This is a genomic window from Leifsonia naganoensis (assembly GCF_013410615.1).
Lineage (GTDB): Bacteria > Actinomycetota > Actinomycetes > Actinomycetales > Microbacteriaceae > Leifsonia > Leifsonia aquatica.
This window is the reverse complement of record NZ_JACCHJ010000001.1, coordinates 789,173-809,602: the sequence shown is the minus strand read 5'-3', so window position 1 is coordinate 809,602 and position 20,430 is coordinate 789,173. Positions and strand designations below refer to the sequence as shown.

Annotated in this window: 19 protein-coding genes and 1 pseudogene; 17 read left to right on the top strand and 3 right to left on the bottom strand. The window is 70.7% G+C overall.

The window, feature by feature from the left end; all coding sequences use genetic code 11:
• Positions 1-43: 43 nt before the first annotated feature.
• Positions 44-1,330 carry an aspartate kinase gene (locus HNR14_RS03885; RefSeq protein ID WP_179699964.1) on the top strand — a complete coding sequence of 429 codons (1,287 nt, stop codon included), beginning with the start codon at positions 44-46 and terminating at the stop codon, positions 1,328-1,330.
• Positions 1,331-1,426: 96 nt separating this feature from the next.
• Positions 1,427-2,497, top strand: a complete 1,071-nt coding sequence (locus HNR14_RS03880) for an aspartate-semialdehyde dehydrogenase (RefSeq protein ID WP_179699963.1) — start codon at positions 1,427-1,429, stop codon at positions 2,495-2,497.
• Between the two features lie 73 nt (positions 2,498-2,570).
• Here HNR14_RS03880 and HNR14_RS03875 read toward each other — a convergent pair whose 3' ends face one another.
• Positions 2,571-3,212, bottom strand: coding sequence for a MerR family transcriptional regulator (locus HNR14_RS03875; RefSeq protein ID WP_179699962.1), 642 nt, complete (start codon positions 3,210-3,212; stop codon positions 2,571-2,573).
• A gap of 86 nt (positions 3,213-3,298) precedes the next feature.
• Between HNR14_RS03875 and HNR14_RS03870 the strand changes: the two genes are divergently transcribed.
• The 15 genes and pseudogenes from HNR14_RS03870 (at position 3,299) to msuE (ending at position 18,430) form a co-directional block, all read left to right on the top strand.
• Positions 3,299-3,721 (top strand): hypothetical protein, encoded by a 423-nt coding sequence (locus HNR14_RS03870; protein WP_179699961.1) that lies wholly within the window; start codon positions 3,299-3,301, stop codon positions 3,719-3,721.
• A 64-nt stretch (positions 3,722-3,785) separates the two neighbouring features.
• Complete coding sequence (locus tag HNR14_RS03865) at positions 3,786-4,229, top strand: DUF1801 domain-containing protein (protein ID WP_179699960.1); 444 nt, start codon at positions 3,786-3,788, stop codon at positions 4,227-4,229.
• An 86-nt stretch (positions 4,230-4,315) separates the two neighbouring features.
• The gene (locus tag HNR14_RS03860) at positions 4,316-5,791 is read left to right on the top strand and encodes a malate:quinone oxidoreductase (RefSeq protein ID WP_021759090.1); all 1,476 of its coding nucleotides are present in this window, start codon (positions 4,316-4,318) and stop codon (positions 5,789-5,791) included.
• Between the two features lie 300 nt (positions 5,792-6,091).
• A pseudogene (locus HNR14_RS21470) lies at positions 6,092-6,568 on the top strand (ATP-binding cassette domain-containing protein); the annotation flags it as partial.
• A gap of 72 nt (positions 6,569-6,640) precedes the next feature.
• Positions 6,641-7,630 (top strand): ATP-binding cassette domain-containing protein, encoded by a 990-nt coding sequence (locus HNR14_RS21465; RefSeq protein WP_425485047.1) that lies wholly within the window; start codon positions 6,641-6,643, stop codon positions 7,628-7,630.
• Positions 7,631-7,661: 31 nt separating this feature from the next.
• Positions 7,662-8,837, top strand: coding sequence for an Rv2578c family radical SAM protein (locus HNR14_RS03850; protein WP_179699958.1), 1,176 nt, complete (start codon positions 7,662-7,664; stop codon positions 8,835-8,837).
• A 167-nt stretch (positions 8,838-9,004) separates the two neighbouring features.
• The gene (locus HNR14_RS03845; RefSeq protein WP_246311515.1) at positions 9,005-10,216 is read left to right on the top strand and encodes a sensor histidine kinase; all 1,212 of its coding nucleotides are present in this window, start codon (positions 9,005-9,007) and stop codon (positions 10,214-10,216) included.
• Positions 10,213-11,430, top strand: coding sequence for a hypothetical protein (locus HNR14_RS03840; RefSeq protein ID WP_179699957.1), 1,218 nt, complete (start codon positions 10,213-10,215; stop codon positions 11,428-11,430). Before HNR14_RS03845 ends, HNR14_RS03840 begins: the two co-directional genes overlap by 4 nt.
• Positions 11,427-12,101: a response regulator transcription factor gene (locus HNR14_RS03835; RefSeq protein ID WP_021765335.1), complete on the top strand. Its 675-nt coding sequence runs from the start codon at positions 11,427-11,429 to the stop codon at positions 12,099-12,101. Before HNR14_RS03840 ends, HNR14_RS03835 begins: the two co-directional genes overlap by 4 nt.
• 29 nt (positions 12,102-12,130) lie before the next feature.
• A complete protein-coding gene (locus tag HNR14_RS03830; protein WP_179699956.1) occupies positions 12,131-12,808 on the top strand; it encodes a thymidine kinase in 678 nt (225 codons plus the stop codon).
• A 28-nt stretch (positions 12,809-12,836) separates the two neighbouring features.
• Entirely contained in the window at positions 12,837-14,144 is a 1,308-nt protein-coding gene (locus HNR14_RS03825; protein ID WP_179699955.1) for a UDP-glucose dehydrogenase family protein, read from the top strand.
• Positions 14,145-14,211: 67 nt separating this feature from the next.
• Complete coding sequence (locus HNR14_RS03820) at positions 14,212-16,068, top strand: DUF4012 domain-containing protein (protein WP_179699954.1); 1,857 nt, start codon at positions 14,212-14,214, stop codon at positions 16,066-16,068.
• A gap of 49 nt (positions 16,069-16,117) precedes the next feature.
• Entirely contained in the window at positions 16,118-16,675 is a 558-nt protein-coding gene (locus HNR14_RS03815; protein WP_021765339.1) for an LPXTG cell wall anchor domain-containing protein, read from the top strand.
• Positions 16,676-16,729: 54 nt separating this feature from the next.
• Complete coding sequence (locus HNR14_RS03810; protein ID WP_021765340.1) at positions 16,730-17,746, top strand: LLM class flavin-dependent oxidoreductase; 1,017 nt, start codon at positions 16,730-16,732, stop codon at positions 17,744-17,746.
• 90 nt (positions 17,747-17,836) lie between these two features.
• Entirely contained in the window at positions 17,837-18,430 is a 594-nt protein-coding gene (gene msuE, locus HNR14_RS03805; protein WP_179699953.1) for an FMN reductase, read from the top strand.
• Between the two features lie 10 nt (positions 18,431-18,440).
• On the opposite strand, the gene HNR14_RS03800 is transcribed toward msuE, so the two are convergent.
• Complete coding sequence (locus HNR14_RS03800) at positions 18,441-18,692, bottom strand: hypothetical protein (protein ID WP_179699952.1); 252 nt, start codon at positions 18,690-18,692, stop codon at positions 18,441-18,443.
• Positions 18,693-18,701: 9 nt separating this feature from the next.
• Entirely contained in the window at positions 18,702-20,351 is a 1,650-nt protein-coding gene (locus HNR14_RS03795; RefSeq protein WP_179699951.1) for an MFS transporter, read from the bottom strand.
• Between the last annotated feature and the right edge of the window lie 79 nt (positions 20,352-20,430).

Here is a 20,430-nt window from a genome sequence, read left to right as displayed (position 1 = left end):
ACCCGGACGGTAGGATGGGAAACCCGTCAGTCCAGGAGTGTCCGTGGCCCTTATCGTGCAGAAATTCGGCGGTTCGTCCGTCTCCGACGCCGAGAGCATCAAGCGCGTCGCGAAGCGCATCGTCGAGACCCGCAAGGCCGGCAACGAGGTCGTCGTCGCCGTGTCCGCCATGGGCGACACGACGGACGAGCTGGTCGATCTGGCGCACGAGGTCACCCCGATCCCCGCCCCGCGCGAGCTGGACATGCTCCTCACCGCGGGCGAGCGCATTTCGATGGCGCTCCTTGCCATGGCGATCAAGAGCATGGGCTACGACGCCCGCTCCTTCACCGGCAGCCAGGCGGGCATGATCACCGACGCGCAGCACGGCGCCGCGCGCATCGTCGACGTCACGCCCGGCCGCATCCAGGACGCCCTCTCGGAGGGCGCGATCGCGATCGTCGCCGGCTTCCAGGGCTTCAACCGCGACACCCGCGACATCACGACCCTCGGCCGCGGCGGTTCCGACACCACCGCCGTCGCCCTCGCCGCCGCGCTCGGCGCCGAGGTGTGCGAGATCTACACCGACGTGGACGGCGTCTTCACCTCCGACCCCCGTCAGGTGCCCCTGGCGCGCAAGATCGACCGCATCACCAGCGAGGAGATGCTGGAGCTCGCCGCCGCCGGCGCGAAGGTCCTGCACATCCGCGCGGTCGAGTACGCCCGCCGCCACAACGTGACCCTGCACGTGCGCTCCTCGTTCTCGAACAAGGAGGGCACGTACGTCCTCAACGAAGCAGCTGCGGCCGAGGCCGCGAAGAAGGATGGAACCGTGGAAGAGCCGATCATCTCCGGAGTCGCCACCGATCTGAGCGAGGCGAAGATCACCGTCGTCGGGGTTCCCGACGTGCCCGGCAAGGCGGCGCAGATCTTCAAGATCGTCGCGAAGGCCAACGCCAACGTCGACATGATCGTGCAGAACGTGTCCGCCGCCGCGACCAGCCTGACCGACATCTCGTTCACCCTCCCGAAGTCCGAGGGCCAGCGCGTGCTCACCGCCCTCACGGCGGAGCGCGACGAGGTCGGCTACCAGTCGCTGCAGTACGACGACCAGATCGGCAAGCTGGCGCTCGTGGGCGCAGGGATGCGCACCAACACCGGCGTCTCCGCCCGCCTGTTCGAGGCGCTCTACGACGCGGGCATCAACATCGAGATGATCTCCACCAGCGAGATCCGCATCTCGGTCGTCACCCGCGCCGACACGGTCGCCGACGCCGCCCGCGTCATCCACACCGCGTTCGGCCTCGACGGCGACGAGAAGGCCGTCGTCTACGCCGGCACCGGCCGCTAGGGGATCCCGGCCCGCCGCCGGCCGCCCGCGAGGGAATGGCCGCGGCGGACATCACGTTCGACCCTCCAAGACCATCGACCCGAAGGGGCCACCACCATGAGCGAGACCACTGGACTCAACATCGCCGTCGTCGGCGCGACCGGCCAGGTCGGCAGCGTGATGCGCCGGCTGCTGGAGGAGCGCGCCTTCCCGGCCGCGTCCGTCCGCTTCTTCGCATCGTCGCGTTCGGCGGGCACGACGCTCCCCTTCCGCGGCGAGCAGATCACGGTGGAGGACGTCGCCACCGCCGACGTCTCCGGCGTCGACATCGCGCTCTTCTCCGCCGGCGCCACCGGCTCGAAGGCCCACGCGCCGCGCTTCGCCGAGGCCGGTGCCATCGTCATCGACAACTCCAGCGGCTGGCGCATGGACCCGGACGTCCCGCTCGTCGTCTCCGAGGTGAACCCCGAGGCGATCGCCGACGCGCGCAAGGGCATCATCGCCAACCCGAACTGCACCACGATGGCGGCCATGCCGGTGCTGAAGGTCCTGCACGACGAGGCCGGCCTCCAGCGCCTCACCGTGAGCACCTACCAGGCCGTCTCCGGCTCCGGACTCGCCGGTGCCGAGGAGCTCGCGACCCAGGTCCGCACCGCGGTCGCCGACGAGAATCTTCTCCAGCTCGTCCACGACGGCTCGTCCGTCGCCCTGCCCGCGCCGGTCAAGTACGTGCGCCCGATCGCCTTCGACGTCATCCCGCTCGCGGGCTCGATCGTCGACGACGGCCTGAACGAGACCGACGAGGAGAAGAAGCTCCGCAACGAGAGCCGCAAGATCCTCGGCCTGCCCGAGCTGCTCGTCAGCGGCACGTGCGTGCGCGTCCCGGTCTTCACCGGCCACTCGCTGTCGATCAACGCCGAGTTCGCCGAGCCGATCACCCCGGCCCGTGCGGAGGAGCTGCTCGCGTCGGCTCCCGGCGTGGTCCTCACCGACGTCCCGACCCCGCTCGAGGCCGCAGGCAAGGACCCGAGCTTCGTCGGTCGCATCCGTCAGGACGAGGGCGCGCCGGCCGGTCGCGGCCTCGCGCTCTTCATCAGCAACGACAACCTCCGCAAGGGTGCCGCGCTGAACGCGGTGCAGATCGCCGAGCTGGTCGCCGAGCGGCTCTCCACTCCGGTTCAGGCCTGAGCACGCGGCACATTCGTCACGAATGTCGGGAAAGCGCAGCGCTTTCCCGACATTCGTGACGAATGTCGCTGCGTCAGGCGGGGCCCTCGGAGAGCTGACGTGCCGCGATGTCCTGGTGGGCGAGTCGACGTAGGGCGGCGATGACGGGCTCGTAGAGCGCGGTGCCCAGCACGGCGTACCCGAGCTGCTCCTCCCGGCCGCCCTCGGGCATCCGCGCGAGGTCGAACTCCGCCATGGCGCGCACGTGTGCCCCGTAGACGTCGAGACGGTCGGCCGTCATCGGGATGCCCGCGGTCTCGACGGCCGCCAGCGCCCGCTCCAGCTGCGCGACGGCCGCGAAGCGCGGGTCGTACACCTGCCCGAGGGCCGTGATCGCGGCGTGGGCCCGCGGATACTCGGGAGCCGTCGGCTCCTGCTCGCCGTCCGCGACGTCGTCGGCGTATGGGGGCAGGGCCGCGACGGCACTGCCGAGGGACTCGAAGAGCGAGCCGGCGGGGGAGTCGATGAGCCCCAGCACGGTCTTCACCCGCTGCAGCGGCAAGCCGGCGACGTCGGACAGCGCCCGGATCAGCGCAACCCGGCGCACATGCTCCTCGCCGTACTCGGAGCGCGTGGCTGTGAGCGCCGCGCCCGGCATCAGCATCCCCTCGCGCAGGTAGAACTTGAGCGTAGCGAGCGGAACACCCGTCCGCTCGACCAGTTCGGAGATCCGCACGCCGTCGCCGTTCTTTCAGAGACCCTTGACATGGATAGTAGCACTATCTAATCTTTGGATACTTCAACTATCCAAGGAGGCGGATCATGCTGCTCCAACCAGCCAGCGCCATCACCGCGGGCGTCGTCCTGCTCACCGTCATCGGGATCGCCTACGGCGGCGCCTTCATGCTGCGCGTCGTCACGGGCAAGCAGGGGGCGAATGACCTGCAGAAGAGCTTCTTCCGCGCCGGCCATGCCCACGCAGGCGTGCTCGTCATCCTCGGCCTCGTCGTCCTCGTGCTGCTGGACGCGGCCGGAGTCACGGGATGGATGCACCTCGCAGCGATCGGCGTGCTGGCGACGGCCATCCTCATCCCGGGCGGCTTCTTCCTCTCGGTCCTGGGGCGCGACCCGCAGCGGCCCAGCGGCGTGATCGCCCTCGTCTGGGTCGGGTTCGCCGTGCTGACGATCAGCCTGATCGTCGCGGGCGTCGCGCTCATCGTGGCCGGAGCTGGCGCGGTGGGCTGACCGTCCCGCGCGGCAGGGTGACGCACCCCTCCACGGGGCGATCGCCGACGGCTACCCTGATCGCATGCGCGCCGAACCACTGCCCGCCGAGGTCGCCGAGTACCTCGAAGCGCTGCCCCCGAAACGGCGCGAGGTCTTCCAGCCCGTGTTCGACACCGTCGCCGCGGCCATGCCCGACGGCTACCGGCTCGGGGTCCAGTGGCGGATGCCCGGCTGGGTGGTCCCGCTGGAGACGTTCCCCGACACCTACAACCGGCAGCCGCTGGCGTACGTGAGTCTCGCCGCCCAGAAGCACTACACGTCGCTGTACCTGATGGCGCTCTACAGCGACTCGGCCGAGGAGCGCAGCTTCCGAAAGGAGTGGACGCGTGGCGGGAGGAGGCTCGACATGGGCAAGAGCTGCGTGCGGTTCCGCTCGCTCGCCGACGTCGACCTCCCGCTCGTCGCGAAGACCGTGGCCGCCTTCCCGGTCTCCCGGTTCGTCTCGATCTACGAGCGGGTGAACTGAGTCAACCGCCTCCGAATTGTCTCGACATCGAGATACTTTCCCGGGAGAAATCAGGGGATGCGCCGAGGGCACCGTAAGATCGTACGGTGAGCAACTCTCCCATCGACGTGGTCCTCATCGGCGGCGGCATCATGAGCGCGACGCTCGGAGCGCTCCTGCAGCGCGTGCAGCCCGACTGGAGCATCCGCATCTACGAGAACCTGGGCGAAGTCGCCCAGGAGAGCTCGAACCCCTGGAACAACGCCGGCACCGGTCACGCCGCTCTCTGCGAGCTGAACTACATGCCCGAGGCGGCGGACGGTTCCGTGGACCCCGCGAAGGCCATCAGCATCAACGAGCAGTTCCAGCTCAGCCGCCAGTTCTGGGCGAGCCTGGTCGAGGCCGGCGACCTCCCGGCGCCCGAGACGTTCATCAACCCGACCCCGCACATGACCTTCGTGCGCGGCCGTGACAACGTGCGCTACCTGCGCCGCCGCTACGAGTCGCTCAAGGAGCAGCCGCTCTTCTCCGACATGGAGTACTCGGAGGACCCGGCCGTGATCGGCGAGTGGACCCCGCTGCTCACCAAGAAGCGCAGCGCGAAGCAGCGCATCGCGGCGACGCGCTCCACCTCCGGAACCGATGTGGACTTCGGCGCGCTGACCCGCGCCCTCGTGGACAACCTCGTCGCCAACGGCGCCGAGATCGCGCTCAACAACCGCGTGCGCAGCATCAAGCGCACCAAGGACGGCCTCTGGCGCATCAAGGTGCGCCACGAGGTCGGCCACACCCCGCACGAGGTCGAGGCACGGTTCGTGTTCGTCGGCGCGGGCGGTGGAGCGCTGCACCTGCTCCAGAAGTCCGGCATCCCCGAGATCAAGGGCTTCGGCGGATTCCCGATCTCCGGACAGTTCCTGCGTACGAGCGACCCGAAGATCGTCGCCCAGCACCAGGCGAAGGTCTACGGCAAGGCCGCCGTCGGCGCCCCGCCGATGTCGGTGCCCCACCTCGACACCCGCGTCGTCGACGGCCAGGCCTCGCTGCTCTTCGGCCCGTACGCCGGGTTCAGCCCCAAGTTCCTGAAGACCGGCTCGTGGTTCGATCTCCCGGGCTCCGTGCGCGCCGGCAACCTCGGCCCGATGCTCGCGGTCGCCCGCGACAATTTCGACCTGATGAAGTACCTGGCGGGCGAGCTGCTCGCCAACCGCGCCAAGAAGCTGAAGGCGCTGCAGGAGTTCATGCCGACCGCGAAGAGCGAGGACTGGGAGCTCATCACCGCCGGCCAGCGCGTCCAGGTCATGAAGAAGGATGCGAAGAAGGGCGGCGTGCTGCAGTTCGGCACCGAGGTCGTCGCGGCCGAGGACGGGTCGATCGCCGGCCTCCTCGGTGCATCGCCGGGCGCCTCCACGGCTGTGCCGATCATGGTCGACCTCCTGAAGCGCTGCTTCCCGGACCGCTACGACGGCTGGCTGCCGACGATCGAGAAGCTGATCCCGACGGTCGGGACCACGCTCAACGACCGTCCGGACGAGGCCGCGCGCGTGCTGGCGCAGACGGCGGCGACGCTGAATCTCGTCCGGTAGTCCATCCCGGAGGGTGGACAGCGGCGCGGGCGGCCTGTTATGGTCGTCAACGCTATGAAGTGATCACCTCCTCTCGTCCCGCGCCCGAGGCGCCGTCGACCGAGTGGGGTGACCCTTCGATACAGGTCATCGCGTTCATAGCGCTCGCGCGCCGCTCACGACGGACCACGCCCGGCGGGAATCCGGTACACCGGAGCGCTCGGAAGGCGGTCATCCATGCCTGCATCCACCACACTCACTCCGCTTCGCGCGGACGGCGTCTCGCTCAGCTACGGCGCGCGCCGCATCCTCTCCGACGTCTCCCTCACCGTCGGCCCGGGCTCGCGCCTAGGTCTCATCGGTGAGAACGGCGCCGGCAAATCCACCCTGTTGCGCCTGCTCGCGGGCGTCGAGGCTCCCGACGGCGGCACCATCCGTCGCCCGGAGCGTGTCGGCTTCCTCTGGCAGGAGGTCCGGTTCCGGCCCGACGACACGCTCGAGATGCTCATCGAGGACGCCCTCACCGGCGTGCGGGCGATCGAGCGCGAGCTGGAGGCGGCGGCCGCGGCGCTCACCGACGGCGACGCCCGAGCATCCGAACGCTACGACCGGGCGCTGGAGGCCGCCGAGCGGGCCGAGATCTGGACGATCGACGCGCGCCGCGACGAGCTCCTCGCCGGGCTCGGCGTGGGCGGGATCCCGCTGGGCCGGCGCCTCGGGGAGGTCTCGGGGGGCCAGCGGAGCCGGTTCGCCCTCGCGGCGCTCCTGCTCGGCAAGCCGGACGCGCTGCTGCTCGACGAGCCGACGAACCACCTCGACGACGCGGCCGCCGCGTTCCTCGAGCGCCGTCTGCGCGAGTGGCACGGTCCGGTGCTGTTCGCCAGCCACGACCGGGCGTTCCTCGACGGCGTCGCCACCGGCCTGCTCGACATCGATCCGGCGCGCGGCGGCCCCGTCGCGTTCGGCGGGGGCTACAGCGACTACCTCGCCGCGAAGGCGGCGGAGCGGGAACGGTGGGAGAAGCAGTTCGCCGACGAGCAGGACGAGCTGGCTGCGCTGCGTTTCGCCGCCGACGTCACGGCCCGGTCGATCGCGTGGTCGGGCAAGGTGCGCGACAACGACAAGTTCGCCAAGTCGTTCAAGGGCGGCGCGCTGGACAAGCAGATCAGCCGCCGGATCAAGAACGCGACGGGTCGCCGGGAGGATCTCGAACGCACCCAGGTGCGCAAGCCGCCGCCCGTGCTGCGGTTCAGCGGGATCCCGACCGGGTTCCAGCCGCTCGCGGAGGACGGCGGGCTGCTCGTGCACGCGCGCGGTCTCCGCATCCCGGGCCGGCTCGAGGTGCCGTCCTTCGACGTGGCGCCGCAGTCGCGGGTGCTGGTCACCGGCGCGAACGGGGCGGGCAAGTCGACCCTCCTCGCCGCGGTGGCGGGCCGCCTGGAGCCGGCGTCCGGCACCGTCGGGCGCCGACGCGGGTTGCGCGTCGGTCTGCTGGAGCAGGACGTGCGGTTCCCGGACCCCGCTGCCTCGCCGCGCGCCGTCTACGAGGCGGCGCTGGGGGAGCGGCGGGCCGAGAGCGTCCCGCTCGTCGGCCTCGGGCTGATCGCCCCGCGCGATCTGGACCGGCCCGTCGGGGCCCTCTCGGTCGGCCAGCAGCGTCGGCTCGCGCTCGCGCTCATCCTCGCCCGGCCACCGCACCTCTTCCTGCTCGACGAGCCCACGAACCACCTCTCGCTGGCGCTCGCGACGGAGCTGGAGGAGGCGCTCGGCGGGTATCCCGGAGCGGTCGTGGTCGCCAGCCACGACCGCTGGCTCCGCGCGCGGTGGGACGGGGAGGAGATCGCCCTGCGCGCCGCTTGACGATCGTTCGAACATATGTTCGAATGAAGTCATGAGATGGAGCGGGCAGGAACTCACGGCGGAAGCGCCGTCGACGCTGCCCGGGCTCGCGCGGCTCAACAACCTCGTGCGCTCGGTGCGAACGCCCGACTTCGCGGGCATCACCTTCCACGAGGTGCTCGCGAAGTCGGCGCTCAACAAGATCCCGGGCGGCGGCGGTCCGATGCCGTTCGGCTGGACGATCAACCCGTATCGCGGGTGCTCGCACGCGTGCGTCTACTGCTTCGCGCGTCCGACGCACAGCTATCTGGAACTCGATCAGGGCAAAGACTTCGATCAGGAGATCATCGTCAAGGTCAACGTGGCCGAGGTGTTGCGCAAGGAGCTGTCGCGGCCGAGCTGGGGGCGGCATCCCGTCGCGCTCGGCACGAACACCGACCCGTACCAGCGCGCCGAGGGCCGGTACTCGCTCATGCCCGGAATCATCGACGCGCTCGCCGACACGGGTACGCCGTTCAGCATCCTCACCAAGGGATCGCTGATGCGTCGCGACCTCGACCACCTGGCGGCGGCGGCGAAGCGCGTCCCCGTCGACCTCGCGATGTCCATCGCCGTGTACGACGACGAGCTGCAGCAGTCGGTCGAGCCGGGCACGCCCAGCACGAAGGCGCGGCTGGCGACCGTGACCGCGGTGCGCGAGCACGGGCTCGACTGCGCGGTCTTCCTGATGCCGATCCTGCCGTACCTGACCGACACACGGGCCCACCTCGACGAGGCCCTCCGTCAGGCGAAGGAGGCGGGGGCGACCTCCGTCCTGTACACCGCTCTGCACCTCAAGCCGGGAGTGAAGGAGTGGTACTACCTCTGGCTCTCACGCGAGCATCCCGAACTCCTCCCGCGCTATCGGAGCATGTACGGCCGCGGCACGTACGCGCCCGCCGAGTACCGCAAGTGGCTGGCGGCGCGGATCAAGCCGCTCATCCGGGCGCACGGGCTCGAACGCGGCGAGGAGGATCCCATGACGGGCGGGGTGCGGTCGTCCGCCCTCGGGATGCTGCGCGACACCGAGGGCGAACGGCGCGTCGTGAGCGCCGGCACGGGTGCGGGCGCGGGCGGCGCTGGCGCGCGCGCCGGTGAGGGGCCCTCGTCGCACGGTGGGGCGCCGGATGCCGAGTCGCTCGTGGGAGCCTCGCTGCTCGCCGCAGGACTGCAGCCGACGCTGTTCTGAGCGCGAGTCTGAGCGCGACGGCGGGGCGGGCACCGTAATGGGGTACAAGAACGGGGGAGGTGCGGGGTACACGCGGTGCCCGGCGGGTGCCATAATTCCCGAGGGAGCCGGGACGATCCGATCCCTCCGGCTCGTGCCGGATCGCCCGCTCTCGCGAAAGGGGTCGCGTGTCCCTCGGCCTACCCACCCACCTCTCGCGGGCGGCCAACTCGCGAGCTCTCGCGACGGCGGCCCGCTGGGCCGGGCTCGTCTGCCTGGTGGCGGCGCTCGTCAACGCCCTCTTCTCGGGCTTCGGCCAAGGGGTGAACGGCGCTTCGTGGCTGACGCTCGCGATGCTGCTGCCGATGGTCGCGCTGCTGGCCGTGCTGGCGCTGCTCGCTCGCGGGCGCACCGTCGCTCTCACGATCGCGTACCTGGCCGTCGGAACCGTCTGCACCTACTTCTACGTGGTGGCGATCTTCCTCGGCACCCCGGCCTACCGGGACACGAACCTGTTCGTGGTCGCGCTGCCGGTCGTCGCGATGACGCTGGTCGGGGGCACCGGTACGGGCGCCCTCGCCGGGATCCTCTGGGCGTCGCTCGGGTTCGCGCTCGCCGAGGCGGCCGTCCTGCTCGCCGCCGTCACGACGGACCGGGTGTTCACGACCGACGCCATCTCGCTCGGAGCGTACCTGCTCTTGGTGGGGGTGCTGGCCTTCGACGGGCTCACCCGGGGGTCGCGGGGGCGCACGCAATCCGCCATCCACCGTGCCGTCCGAGACGTCCGGCTGGTCGAGCTGCGACGTTCGCTCGTCGCCGACCTCGCCGCCGACACGCACGACACGGTGCTCAGCGAGCTCCTCGCGGTCTCGCGGTCCGAGCCCGGACCGCTGCCCGAGCGCCTTCGGGAGCGCATCGACGCCGACCTGCTGGCCCTCGGGCGCGGCCTCCCCTCGCTGACGCAGGCCCTGGCGGCCGAGGGCATCGACGACGACCCCTGGTACCGCAGCGATCTGCACCGCGCCATCGAGGATGCTCGCGACGAGGGGCTGGCGGTCGACGTCTCCGGCGACCGGGCCTCGATCGCGCGGCTCGACGAGACGACCCTCCGCGCGATCGGACTGGCCGTCCGGCAGTGCCTGGTCAATGTCATCCGACACTCCGGCAGTGCGACGGCGGAGGTCGCGCTCAGCATCTGCGACGACTCCCTCTCGGTGATGGTCGTCGACGGGGGCCGCGGTTTCGCACCCGACTCCACCGCCGGCGACCGGCTCGGCCTGCGACAGTCGGTGCACGACCGCATCTCCCGCGTCGGAGGGACGGTCACCGTCTACTCCAGCGCGGACGTCGGCACCACGGTCATCATGGTCGTCCCGTGCGCTCCGGAGGTCGTCGCATGAGCGCCCCGCGCGGGGTCGCGTCCGCCACGATCGTGCGCCTGCGGTCCGTACCGGTCGAGCGGACGCCGCAGCGGCTCGACCCCCTGGGCGTGCAGTCGGCATGGCTCCTCGTCCCGCTGATCGGCGCGACCGCGATCGGCTACGCCGTCACGTCGACGATCTGGCACCGCGACCAGCTCCGCTCGCCGGCGCTGGCCATCGCCGCGATCGTCGTGCTGGTGCTGGCCGTCGCCGTGGCCGCGGTGCGCACGCACCCCGGTCTGGCCCCGTTCGGCCGCTGGTCGCACGTGGCCGTGATCGGCCTGGCGATCGCCGCAGCCTGTCTCTTCGACGCGTCGGTGTGGGGGCACAACCTCCGAATCCAGGACGACTGGGGGCAGATCGCGATCGCGCTCCTCCTGATCGCGATGCCGCTCTACCGGCCGGTGCTCGAGGTGCTCGCCGCCGCCCTGGCAGGGGCCGTCGTCGTCGGTGCCTTCGCCGCGCTGCAGTCGGGCACCCTCGCGATCCACACGGGCCCGATCGTGTACGCCACCGTCGCCGCGACCCCCGTGCTCGCGCTCGCTCTCGGCGGGGCGGGGTACGCCTGGACGATGACCGGCGAGACGCTCCGCTGGCGGGAGGTCGCCCGCGCGGGCCAGGAGCGCCTCGAAGGCGAGCTGCGCGACACGGCGCAGCGCCAGGTCGCGCAGGAGAGCGCGGCGGCGTTCGAGGAGATCGTCCCCTTCCTCGACGGTGTGCGCGCGCGCGGCGAGATCACCGCGGCCGACCGCGACAGAGCCGGTGAGCTCGCGTCCGGCCTCCGTGCGCTGGCCGTGTCGTCGGTCGAGCGGACCTGGCTCGACGAGACCGTCGAGCTCGCCCTCGCCGGGCGCGCGCCCACGGACGGCACGGCCGCTCCCAGCCGCGTCCACGACCCCGACCGGCTGGACCGCGTCCTCACCGACGAGCAGCGCGCGATCGTGTCCGCGCTCGTCGCCACCGTCTCGGAGCTTCCCGGTCTCGATCCGGCGAGCCTCCGGATCGACGTCGCCGAGCCGGAGCACCCCTCCTTCGAGCTCACCGCGCGCATCGCGCAGCAGCGGCGAGGGGTCCGGCGCGAGCTCGTCCCGTATCTCAGCGCCCTCCGATCCGTCTCGATGGAGACGGGCCTGCGCGTGCGCGCGGGCGAACTGACGCTCCGATTCGCCTATCCTGGAAGCCGCAGACCATGAGCACCACCCCCGCATCCCCCGTCCCCGCGCCAGCACGGCTGGCGATCCTCGACGACCACGAGATCCTCCTCGACAGCCTCGCCACCTGGATCGAGAAGAACGCACCGGAGTTCGATCTCGTTCTGCGTGCCGGCAGCTGGATCGAACTCGTGCACAGCGACGCGTTCCCCACGGACCTGGTGATCATGGACCTCCAGCTGCGGGAGTCCGTGTCGATCGGGGCGCGGGTGCGGACCTGCCGGGCGGCCGGCGCCAAGGTCATCGTCCTCAGCGCGGTCGACACGCAGGAGGACCGCGATGCCGCCCTCGCCGCCGGCGCCCTCGCCTACGTGACCAAGTCCCAGCCGATGAGTGAACTCCTCGACGCTGCGCTCGCGGCGGTCGGTCGCAGCGGCGACCGGGGGAGCCCCGCCCCCGAACTGGTCTGGCGCCCGCGCCCGATCATCCCGGAGGCTGCACGGCCCCGCCTGAGCGATGGCGAGCGGCAGGCCCTCGTGCTCTACGCCGACGGCCGCACGACCTCGGAAGTCGCCAAGGCGATGAACGTGCAGTACGAGACCGCCAAGACCTACCTGCGCCGCGTGCGCGAGAAGTACGGAAAGGCGGGGAGACCCACCAGCTCGCGCGCGGACCTCATCCGCCGCGCCGCCGAAGACGGCTACCTCACCTGACACCCATCGTCGCCGTCTAGGATCGTTGCGTGGCAAAACTGTATTTCCGCTACGGCGCGATGAACAGCGGCAAGAGCACGGCGATGCTGCAGGCGGCCTACAACTACGAGGAACGTGGTCACCGCGTGCTGCTCGCGAAGCCCGCGATCGACACGAAGGGCGACATGGGCATCCTGTCGCGCCTCGGAGTCACCCGCGACGTCGACTTCCTGATCGCTCCCGAGACCGACGCGTACGGCAAGTTCCAGCAGCTCCGCGAGCGCACGATCAAGCGCTACGACACGGATGTGAGCGCGCTCCTCGTCGACGAGGCGCAGTTCCTGACCGAGTCGCAGGTCGACGACTTCCTGCGGATCGCCCTGCTCGAAGGCATCCCGGTGCTCGCCTACGGCATCCGGACCGACTTCCAGACCGTCGCCTTCCCGGGCAGCAGGCGCCTCCTCGAGGTGGCGCACAGCCTGGAGGAGCTGAAGACGATCTGCCGGTGCGGGCGCAAGGCGATCTTCAACGCGCGCACGGTCGACGGCGTCTTCGTCTTCGACGGCGCTCAGGTGGCGATCGACGGGGTGGATGTGGGGTACGAGTCCCTCTGCGGCAACTGTTATCTGCAGGAGAGCCGTGGGGTGCTCAACAACGGTCGGCGGCATTGGCCGGTCGGGGCCGCAGCGACGGCGTACGACAGCGAACCCGACTCCGATTTCACCTGAGCATCGCGGGCGCGCGAGAAGGGGCGACATGCGTATTTCCGTGATCGGTTGCGGCTATCTGGGTGCGGTGCATGCGGCGTCGATGGCCGACCTCGGGCACGAGGTCGTCGGCATCGACGTCGATGAGGTGAGGATCGCCGAGCTGTCGGCCGGGCGCGCGCCCTTCTTCGAGCCGGGGCTGCCCGAGGTGCTCGCCTCGGCGACGGCGAGCGGGCGGCTGCGCTTCACCACGGACCTGGCTGCGGCCGAAGAGGCCGACGTGCACTTCGTCGCCGTCGGGACGCCGCAGAGCGCGGACGGCGACGCCGCCGACCTCCGCTTCGTCGACGCGGCCTTCACCGCGCTGCTCGACCACGTGAAGCCCGGGGATGTGCTCGTCGGCAAGAGCACCGTCCCGGTCGGGACGGCGACGCGGCTCGCGCAGCTCGTCTCCGAACGCGCACCCGAGGTCACCCTGACCTGGAATCCGGAGTTCCTCCGTGAAGGCTTCGCCGTCCAGGACACGGTGAGTCCCGATCGCCTGGTCTACGGCGTCCCGTCCGGGCCGGCCGGCGAGCGGGCTGCCGGCATCCTCGACGAGGTGTACGCGAAGGCCGTCGCAGCGGGAACGCCCGTCATCGTGACGGACTACGCGACCGCCGAGCTCGTGAAGGTCGCGGCCAACGCCTTCCTCGCGACGAAGATCTCGTTCATCAACGCGATGGCGGAGATCGCCGAGGTCACCGGGGCCGACGTCACGCAGCTGGCCGACGCCATCGGACACGACGCGCGCATCGGCCGGCGCTTCCTCAACGCCGGTGTGGGCTTCGGCGGCGGGTGCCTGCCGAAGGACATCCGCGCCTTCACCGCTCGCGCCCGCGAGCTGGGCCGCGGCGACGCGGTGGAGTTCCTCGCCGAGGTCGACAAGATCAACCTCCGACGTCGTGACCGCGTGGTGGAGCTGGTGCGCGAGGAGGCCGGCGAGCTCGCCGGGCTGCGTGTCGCCGTACTGGGACTCGCGTTCAAGCCCCACTCCGACGACATCCGCGACTCGCCGGCACTCGACGTCGCGGAGCGGCTGGCGGATGCGGGAGCGATCGTGACGGCGACGGATCCCGAGGCGATCCCCAATTCGCGTCGCCGCGCGCCGCAGCTCGCCTACGCGGCGACCGCCGAGGAGGCGGCAGCGGGCGCGGACATCGTGGTGCTCATCACCGAGTGGCCGGAGTTCCGGGCGCTCGACCCGGTGGCCTTCGGCGCCATCGTCGCGGAGAAGCGCGTCATCGACGGCCGCAATGTGCTGGACCCGTCGTCGTGGCGTGCGGCGGGCTGGTCCTACCGCGGCCTGGGTCGCTAGCGCGGGCGGGCTCACGGCCCTCGTTTCGGGGGATGCTAAAACATGAGGATTTGTTACATTTGACCTCATGGTGACCGGACTCTCCCATGAGGAGGCGCCGCCCCTCCCGGCGGAGCCGCCTCACCCCGCACGCCGCCGTCGCCGTCGGGTCGCGACCTGGATCGTCGCCGCCGTTCTGCTCGTGATCGTGGGCGTGGCCGCCTGGATCGGGATCCGCGGCTTCCTCGCACGGCAGGAGCTGAACGCGGCCCTGCCGGCGGCACGCAGCATCCAGCACGCCGTCGTGGCCGGGGACCTCGCGGGCGCCCGATCGGCGGCGACCACTCTGGAGAAGCGCGCCTCGTCCGCTGCGTCGCTGACGGGCGACCCGATCTGGCGGACCGTGGAGTTCATCCCGTGGGTCGGACCGAACCTCGTCGCGGTGCGCACGGCCGCCGCCGCCACCGACACGGTCGCGTCGCAGGTCATCCAGCCGCTCGTCGGTGTCGCTGCCTCGGCCGACCCGCGCGCACTCGCGGTCACGCACGGTCGAGTCGACCTCGCGCCTCTCATCGCCGCCCAGCCGGTCGTGGCCAAGGCGCAGGCCGCGTTCCACGGCGCGGAAAAGACCATGGCGGCGGTGGACGCCTCCGCCACCATCCCGCCCGTCGGTTCGGCCGTCGAGCGCCTGCGCACGCTCTTCGCCGAGGCGACGCCCGCGGTGGACGCCGTGGGCAATGGTGCGAAGCTGCTTCCCGCCATGCTCGGCGCGAACGGTCCCCGCAGCTACCTCCTGGTCGCCCAGAATCCGGCTGAGCTGCGCGCAACTGGCGGTCTCATCGGATCCGTCGCGCTCATCCAGGCCGACCATGGAGCGATCTCCTTGACCGCCCAGCAGGCGGGAACATCCATCGGGCCGTGGGACGAACCGGTCGCCTCGATCCCGGAAGGCCCCACCGGGCTCTACGGTCCGCTCGTCGGACGGTTCATCCAGGACGTGAACTTCACCCCGGACTTCCCGCTCGCTGCCTCCACCGCATCCCGGATGTGGACGCTGAAGAACGGTGGGACCGTCGACGGTGTCGTCACGATGGACCCGGTGGTCCTCGCGGCCGTGCTGCGCGCCACCGGGCCGGTCGCCCTCCCGAGCGGTGACACGTTGACATCGGCCAACGCCGTCCACCTCCTGCTGAGCGAGGTGTACCAGCGGTACGTGGACCCGCACCAGCAGGACGCATTCTTCGCTTCGGCGGCCGCGGCGGTGTTCCAGCGCGTCGCCGCAGGCGGCATCGACGGTTCCACCCTGGTCTCGTCGCTCGCCGCCGCCGGCTCGTCGCATCGACTGCTGATCTGGAGTGCGCATCCCGGGGAGCAGGCGGTCCTCGCCTCGACGAGCCTCGCGGGTGGGCTTCCCACATCGACCCCGTCGACCGCGGGCGTCGGCGTGTACTTCAACGACGCGACCGGCTCCAAGATGGACTACTACCTCGACACCTCCATCGCGGCAGGGGCCGCTGTCTGCCGTGCCGACGGCAAGCCGACCACGCGCGTCGCGGTCACGCTGGCCAATCGCGCGCCGGCCGATGCCGCGACGTCGCTACCCGCTTACGTCACCGGCGGCGGGATGTCCGGCGTCGCCCCGGGGCTGATCCAGACGCGGGTGGCCGTGTATGGTCCGTCGGGTGGTCTGCTCGCGGGCACCGCGAACGCTGATGCCACGGTGACGGGGACGGACCGCGGAAGGCCGGTCGCCGTCCTCACGGTCACGCTGGCGCCGGGGGAGCAGAAGACGGTTCAGGTCGACTTCCTCGGGGTGAAGCAGACGGGGACGGGAGTCGCGGTGACCACGACTCCGACGCTCCCGGGCAACGGGACGACCCCCGATGTGGGGACAGAATCCACCATCGGTTCGATTGCCGTCGACTGTGCATCCAGCGTAAAGTGAGGATTAATCAAATTCCCGACGTCGAAGCCGGGCGGCGAAAGGCGTGGTCATGCTCAAGAAGATCCTCGCGGCGGCAGCCGTGACCGTGGCGGTGCTGCTCGCAGCGCCCACTGCGGCGAACGCCGTCGACTACACCCAGGGCTCGCCCTGCCGGTTCGACACCGCCGTCGCACACGCGGGCGACACCGTGCACCTGGTCTGCCAGCCCGGCACCTGGGCCTCCAAGGAGTTCATCGACTGGACGGGCTCCGGGTCGGACGGCGCCAGCATCACCCTCGCCGTGTTCAAAGCCGCCACCAGCAGCGTCCACTTCGCGAAGCAGTCGAACGCCGACGGCAGCGATCTCCTCGCGGTGACCCTTCCGGCCGACGCGACCGGCGTCTACTCGTTCGTCGGCGTGGGGCGCACGAGCAACCACGAGTGCCCGGCCTCCATCACCGTGCTTCCTGCGGACTCCGCCGTCACCGTGTCCGATCCCGGTTCCGGGCTCGCCGACACCGGCTCGACCATGGCGATCTGGGCCATCTGGATCGGGGGTGGCCTCCTGGCCGCCGGGCTCGTGACCGTCTCGGTCGTCTTCTGGGCGCGCAAGGTCCGAGAATCCTGAGCGATCGGGCGTGCGGGATGGAATGACATCCCGCGTCGTCCCGTTGGCCTCAGTGTGACCAATCGCAGCATCCCCCTCTCCGTCCTCGACCTCGCCTCCCGCCCCGCCGACGGTACCAACGCCGACGCGGTCGCCGGCACCGTCCGTCTCGCGCAGGCCGCGGAGGCGCTCGGCTACGACCGGTTCTGGGTGGCCGAGCACCACGGGATGCCGGCCATCGCCTCCAGCGCCCCCGCCGTGCTGATCGCGGGAGTTGCCGCCGCCACCGAGCGCATCCGCGTCGGGTCCGGTGGAGTCATGCTCCCCAATCACGCGCCGCTGGTCGTCGCCGAGCAGTTCGGCACGCTGCGCGCCCTCTACGGGGACCGCATCGACCTCGGGATCGGCCGGGCTCCGGGGACAGACGGGGCGACCGCGATGGCGCTGCGCCGGAGCGAGCAGGGCCTCGGTGTCGACGACTTCCCGCAGCAGCTGCTCGACCTGTTCGGCTTCTTCTACGGCGGCATGAGCGACGCCAACCCGCTCCACACGATCACCGCCGTGCCCGGCCTCGGCGACGCGCCGCAGGTCTGGCTGCTCGGGTCCAGCGGGTTCAGCGCCCAGGTCGCCGCCGCCCTCGGCCTCCCCTTCGCGTTCGCCCATCACTTCGCCGGCGAGAACACCGAGGCGGCGCTCGACCTCTACCGGTCGAAGTTCGAGCCGAGCGACCTGCTCGACGCGCCGCACACGATGATCGCGGTGAACGTCGTGTCGGACGAGGACCCGCAGACGGTCCGTGCGCTGTCGCTGCCGGGTCAGCTGTCGTTCCTCCGCATGCGCCAGGGGCAGAAGCCGCAGCCGGTGAGCGTGGAGGAGGCGCTGGCGTACGACTTCAGCCCGCTCGAGGAGGAGTTCATCGCCGCGCGCAACGCCCGTCAGGCGATCGGCACGCCCGACGAGGTGCGCGGCCGTCTCGACGCGCTCCTGGCCTCCACCGGGGCCGACGAGCTGATGGTGTCGTCGGGGGCTGCGACGGTGGAGGGGCGGATCCGCTCGATCGAGATCGTCTCGGAGCTGTACCCGGCTGCATGACGGTGGATGACGCTCCGGGAGGAGACCGGCGCAGCACGCGAGTAGCGTGAGGGCGTTCCCGAGCCGAAGACACACGAAGGCGGTCCCCGCATGGCACACGTCCCCACGGTCGTCGGAGTGAGCGGCAGCCCCACTCATCCCTCCCGCACCACCGTCCTGGTGGACGAGGTCGCGCGGTCGTTCGCCGAGGCGATCGGCGGCACGCACCGCACGATCGAGCTCGCGCCGCTCCTGGGCCAGCTCGGGGCCGGCCCGTTCCGGTCGCACCTCGGGCCGGAGGTCGTGGAGGCGTTGGAGGCCGTCGAGGCCGCGGACGTCATCGTCGTCGGGTCGCCGGCGTATCGCGCCACCTACACGGGCCTCTTCAAGCTCTTCTTCGACCACATCGGGCAGTACGCCCTCGTCGACAAGCCGATCGTGCTCACGGCGACGGGCGGCAGCGATCGTCACGCGCTCCTCGTCGAGCACCAGATGCGTCCGCTCTTCGGGTTCTTCCAGTCGTTGACGCTGCCTCTCGGTATCTACGCCGCTGAGAGCGACTTCGCGGACTACGCGATCACCTCGGACGATCTCCGGGGTCGCATCGACACCGCGGTCAACCGGACCGTGCCGCTGGTGCGCGCCCACATCGACCCGGACTCCCGCTACGCGAACGCGGAGTTCGCGCGGCCGGACGCTTTCTGACCGGTCCTGTCTACCGGGCCGGGTGCGCCGTCTCGAGGAGGCGGGCGAACGCGTCCAGGCGTTCGGCGTTCTCCCGGTCGTAGAAGAAACTCAGCTTCGGGCCGTGCTCCGGCGTGATCGTCACCAGCTTCGCGCTGCGCCGGAGAACCGGCCGGAAGGCGAGGTGGAAGCGCTGCGCATCGGCGAAGCCGAAGACCTCGAGCACGCGTCCGTCCAGGGTCAGCAGGGTGGTCGGGCTCGCCCAGACCTCGTGCGGTTCCATGGAGGCAGCCTAGCGAGGGCCGGTGTCCACTCGTCGCTCGTCCGCGCGCCCGTTCCGGCGGGTGCGGGCTGTCCGCTCCGGTGGATCGGAGGGGAGCCCGCGCGAGAACACCAGCGAGATCAGCGTGATCGCGGTCAGGCCGAAGAAGGCGATGCGCAACGATGAGACCTGGGCGTCCCGGTAGATGCCGGTGAGGGTCTGAGCGTCCTCGGACGACAACCCGGCCTCCGTCGCGATCTCATCCACGCTCGACGCCGGCACGATCGCGACGCCGCCCTCGGTCCGCTGCTGGATCTCGGACTGCACGGATTGCGGCAGGGAGCTGGCCGCGACGCCGGAGGCGAAGGAGGTGGCGAGGGCGCCGATGAGCACGGAGCCGATCAGGGCGGTCCCGAGGGAGGAACCGAGGTTCTGGAACACACCCTGAAGGCCGCCGACCTCGCTCGTCCGCGTTTCGTCGACGCTCGACATGTTGACGTTCCCGAGCTGGGAGGCGAGCAGTCCGAGCGCGGCCCCGGTGAGGAACATCCCTGCGGCGAAGAGCCCGCTGCGCAGATCCGTCGTCACCGAGCCCAGGAGCAGGAGGGCGCTTCCGACCAGCACCACCTGACCGACGAGCACGATGCGCCGCGGCGACCAGCGGCGGGACAGCGTCGTGCCGACGATCGAGAACAGGATCAGAGCGATCGATAGCGGGAAGACCTTGATCCCCGTCTGCAGAGCATCCAGGCCGAGCGTCATCTGCAGGTAGACGGGCACCATGAAGAACAGGCCGGCGGTCACCGCGTACTGCGCACCGAGCACGGTGAGCCCACTGCGCAGCCGCCGGATCGAGAACACCTCCACGTGGACCAGCGGCGGCCTCCCGGACCGCACCAGCTGCGACTGGCGGCGGACGAAGCCCCAGAGCAGCACCGCGCCCAACAGGATCAGCCAGGCGGTGGGCGAGATCCCCAGGGGAGCGATCGTGACGCCGCCGATCTCCGGAGGCTGCAGCGGGATGATCCATCCCCAGATCTTGCTCTGCAGCATCCCGTACACGACGGAGACGAGTCCCGCTGCGGAGAGCACCACGCTCCAGATGTCGATGCGCGCCGGTTGCCGCCCGATCGGATCCGGGATGGCGCGGGTGAAGACGACGACGACCGCCATGATCACGACTTCTGCCACGAACACGTAGCGCCAGTCGAAGTAGGTGGTCACGAATCCGCCGATCAGCGGACCCGCCGCGACCGCCGCTCCGGAGACCGCGCCGATCACGGCGTAGGCGGTGATGCGATCGCGCCCCCGGTAGCTGCCGGCGATGAGGGCGGCGATCGCCGGGATGACCAGCACCGCACCGAGCCCCTCGACGACGGACCAGCCGAGGAACAGGACCCCGATGTTCGGAGCCAGCGCGGTGGTGAGCGAACCGACGGCATAGACGATCGACCCGATGACGAACGCTCGCCGGCGCCCCCACACATCGCCGAGCTTGGCGCCGACCAGCATGAACGCGGCCATCGTGAGCGTGTAGAACGTGATGGCCGCCTGCATCGCGGTCACCGTCGTGTGCAGGTCCGCCACGACCGTCGAGATGGAGACGTTCATCACGGTGCCGTCGAGAACCATGACGAACTGCGCGCTGCCGAGGATGAGGACGACGGACCACTTGCGCATACCGCCACCGGCTTCCTCACTCAGAGCATCGTGCGGCCAGTATTCACCATCGCGCGCGTGGGATGGCAGAGGGAACGAC

Bases quoted from the DNA above. Each gene is read 5' to 3' on its own strand.
- HNR14_RS03880 (WP_179699963.1), top strand. From the start codon at position 1,427: ATGAGCGAGACCACTGGACTCAACATCGCCGTCGTCGGCGCGACCGGC.
- HNR14_RS03870 (WP_179699961.1), top strand. From the start codon at position 3,299: ATGCTGCTCCAACCAGCCAGCGCCATCACCGCGGGCGTCGTCCTGCTC.
- HNR14_RS03865 (WP_179699960.1), top strand. From the start codon at position 3,786: ATGCGCGCCGAACCACTGCCCGCCGAGGTCGCCGAGTACCTCGAAGCG.
- HNR14_RS03850 (WP_179699958.1), top strand. From the start codon at position 7,662: ATGAGATGGAGCGGGCAGGAACTCACGGCGGAAGCGCCGTCGACGCTG.
- HNR14_RS03840 (WP_179699957.1), top strand. From the start codon at position 10,213: ATGAGCGCCCCGCGCGGGGTCGCGTCCGCCACGATCGTGCGCCTGCGG.
- HNR14_RS03835 (WP_021765335.1), top strand. From the start codon at position 11,427: ATGAGCACCACCCCCGCATCCCCCGTCCCCGCGCCAGCACGGCTGGCG.
- HNR14_RS03825 (WP_179699955.1), top strand. From the start codon at position 12,837: ATGCGTATTTCCGTGATCGGTTGCGGCTATCTGGGTGCGGTGCATGCG.
- HNR14_RS03820 (WP_179699954.1), top strand. From the start codon at position 14,212: ATGGTGACCGGACTCTCCCATGAGGAGGCGCCGCCCCTCCCGGCGGAG.
- HNR14_RS03815 (WP_021765339.1), top strand. From the start codon at position 16,118: ATGCTCAAGAAGATCCTCGCGGCGGCAGCCGTGACCGTGGCGGTGCTG.
- msuE (WP_179699953.1), top strand. From the start codon at position 17,837: ATGGCACACGTCCCCACGGTCGTCGGAGTGAGCGGCAGCCCCACTCAT.
- HNR14_RS03800 (WP_179699952.1), bottom strand. From the start codon at position 18,692: ATGGAACCGCACGAGGTCTGGGCGAGCCCGACCACCCTGCTGACCCTG.
- HNR14_RS03795 (WP_179699951.1), bottom strand. From the start codon at position 20,351: ATGCGCAAGTGGTCCGTCGTCCTCATCCTCGGCAGCGCGCAGTTCGTC.